This window comes from Peribacillus psychrosaccharolyticus ATCC 23296 (assembly GCF_000305495.1).
Lineage (GTDB): Bacteria > Bacillota > Bacilli > Bacillales > DSM-1321 > Peribacillus > Peribacillus psychrosaccharolyticus.
The window spans coordinates 1-2403 of record NZ_AJTN02000088.1 but is presented as its reverse complement, the minus strand read 5'-3'; the positions used below and the strand labels follow the sequence as shown (position 1 = coordinate 2403).

Sequence of the window (2403 nt, the reverse complement as noted above, 5' to 3'; positions counted from 1 at the left end):
ATTAACATTTATATTCATATCGGTAATGATATGATAAATCTGAGGTCTTTTTCTGTTCCCATAAGTTGAATTATGTAAACTAGTGGTTTTCCCCTTGTTTGATTTTTTAATTGTTCATATAATGTTCTTCTTCAATCTCACGAAACATGTTCGTAAAAGTAGACTTTTTCGAACGGTGGAGTTTCTTCTCAAAACAGCTGTTATTCACGTTGTAATAAAGTATATTTTTATATAAACGATTGGAAGGTGTTGAACTAATATGAAAAAATTGTTTTTTATTTTCTGCATAATATCGGTATTATTAATTGCTTGTTCAAAAGGTGTTAATGAAAATGGGAATGGGAACACAAAAAAGGATGAAGAAGTGTATTTGGTATTTGAAGGAAAAAATAAAAATTGGGATGTTCAAATAATGTTTGATCGGTCGGTTGATAAATTAGAAAGTACATCGCATGTTATTAAATATATTGGTAAAGACCCTAATCCAGAAAAAATATACTATAAATTAGGTACTATCGATGCGTATGTAGAACTGATAGATGGTGTTTGGGAAGCTGGTGGAGGGGAATGTGAATGCTATACAAATCCTGATGAAAATATTATGTTTACTGTAGAATGGGATGGAAAAAAGGAAGAATTTAAATTAAAGCATAAAGAAAAATGATGGGATTAATATAAAAAAGATGACCCGTTATAAAATAATAATGGATCATCTTTTTTTATTATTTAATTAATAATGGTTATAGTTAAAATAAACCATTTGTAAGGGTGAAAGTCCATGATGAACTTGAATCATAGCAAGTCGCTGTTTGTGTCGCTCCCAATTTAGAATAAGATCCAAATTTCGTAATTGGAACCCAACTAGCAGGAGCAGGATCTGAAAACGACGATGCACCTACTGTCAAAGTTTTATTTTGTCCTGTACATGATCCTGCCGTACAACCAGTATATTTAGTAGGACCGTTCTGACCATAATTAAGTTTAGTATTTTTAAAGGAAACATAGGTATCTACACTTGTCCATCCACCTGTTACTTTAGTCAATGCATAGTGTGTTTGACCACAGATTTTTAATTGGAAGTTTGTGAAGAGTTGTACTTAAACTAACAGAGGCGTTAGTTGAGCAAGGAGACATCTTAAAGGACCAAAAAGTGGTCCTTTTCTCTTTGTTAACGACCTCATGAATGAATTAGAGTCTTAGTAAAAGACACTAAAGGTTTTCAAGAATTATTCGTTTCTTCTTCTGTGATGCCGATAATAAGGGTTTATGTAAACTAATTCTCCTTTCTTAAACCGCGAGCAATAATTCAATATATATCCATTTATTACAATTTTTTGTTTACTTCTTCCTTTACCTGTAATAAAATTATTACATATGATACATATAAATTCAGGAGATAATCTCTTAAAGGTATTAGAGGCTTGTTCCAACCCGCACCGTTTAATGATCATTGCGGTGTTATCGAAAGAAAGAAAATATGTGAGTCAGTTAGCAAGAGAGTTAGGTATTAGTAGACCATTGCTTTATTTGCATCTACAAAAGCTAGAGGAGGTTGAAATTGTTTCGAGCACTATGGAAATATCAGAAAGTGGCAAAGCAATGAAGTACTACTCGCTTCATTCATTCCAATTTGAAATGAATGAACAGCTAATTTATAAACTATCATCGACTCTAATTTTTAAAAGTAAAAAGGAAAAAGAAAGAGATTAATACATCGAAAAAACAAGGGGTAATAGGACATGGTAACTGGAGATATTATATTTGCTATATTTACTTATCTACCACTCATTATAGGTATATTTATTATTATTTTCATTGTTCTTACTGTTAAAAAAAATGGTAGACGGGCAGATGAAAGATTGAAAATCGAACGGGAAAATATGTCGGTACAACAGAAAAAAATTGATGAAATGAACCAACGTTTAATAAATATTGAAAAAATCCTAAAAGAGGTTGAATAATTAATTTCATATTTACTGTACGAAAACACGTTTTAAAAGCCTTTAGTGAAAGACACTAAAGGTTTTAAAACGTTATTAGTTTCTTCCTCAGTAATGCCGATATAACGCAGGGTGACGGAAGGATGGGAATGATGCAACATCGCAATATCCTTTGTGGCCTTGTAAAACCAGTACCCAAATGTCTTCCGTAAGGTATGATTGCCGACATGTTCCACACCAGCATACGCTGCAGCCTTATTTAGCTGTCTGTAAGCCTGGGTAGGGGTAATCGGGCTGTCTCCTTTACGAGACGGGAATAAATAGGGGCTCTGGACGTTTTTAGCGTACTCATAGACCTCTTGGAAGCAATTCGCGATATAAATGTCGCGAATTTTTTGCGTTTTGCCTTCTTTAACCCGGAGTATCTTGTTTTGTTTGCCTTTTAGGGCGAGGATCTGGTGGA

The 2403-nt window shown here is 33.3% G+C and carries 4 protein-coding genes; 3 read left to right on the top strand and 1 reads right to left on the bottom strand.

Annotated elements, in window-relative coordinates:
* The first annotated feature begins 259 nt into the window (after positions 1–259).
* The 3 genes from WYK_RS06070 to WYK_RS06060 all read left to right on the top strand — a co-directional run bounded on the left by WYK_RS06070 (position 260) and on the right by WYK_RS06060 (position 1961).
* Positions 260–664, top strand: coding sequence for a hypothetical protein (locus tag WYK_RS06070; RefSeq protein ID WP_040373668.1), 405 nt, complete (start codon positions 260–262; stop codon positions 662–664).
* 710 nt (positions 665–1374) lie between these two features.
* Positions 1375–1710: an ArsR/SmtB family transcription factor gene (locus WYK_RS06065; RefSeq protein ID WP_040373667.1), complete on the top strand. Its 336-nt coding sequence runs from the start codon at positions 1375–1377 to the stop codon at positions 1708–1710.
* A 29-nt stretch (positions 1711–1739) separates the two neighbouring features.
* Positions 1740–1961, top strand: a complete 222-nt coding sequence (locus WYK_RS06060; RefSeq protein ID WP_040373666.1) for a hypothetical protein — start codon at positions 1740–1742, stop codon at positions 1959–1961.
* Positions 1962–1993: 32 nt separating this feature from the next.
* On the opposite strand, the gene WYK_RS06055 is transcribed toward WYK_RS06060, so the two are convergent.
* The coding region (locus WYK_RS06055; protein ID WP_040373665.1) for a tyrosine-type recombinase/integrase at positions 1994–2403 on the bottom strand (410 nt) is incomplete at its 5' end.

Bases quoted from the DNA above. Each gene is read 5' to 3' on its own strand.
- WYK_RS06070 (WP_040373668.1), top strand. From the start codon at position 260: ATGAAAAAATTGTTTTTTATTTTCTGCATAATATCGGTATTATTAATT.
- WYK_RS06065 (WP_040373667.1), top strand. From the start codon at position 1,375: ATGATACATATAAATTCAGGAGATAATCTCTTAAAGGTATTAGAGGCT.
- WYK_RS06060 (WP_040373666.1), top strand. From the start codon at position 1,740: ATGGTAACTGGAGATATTATATTTGCTATATTTACTTATCTACCACTC.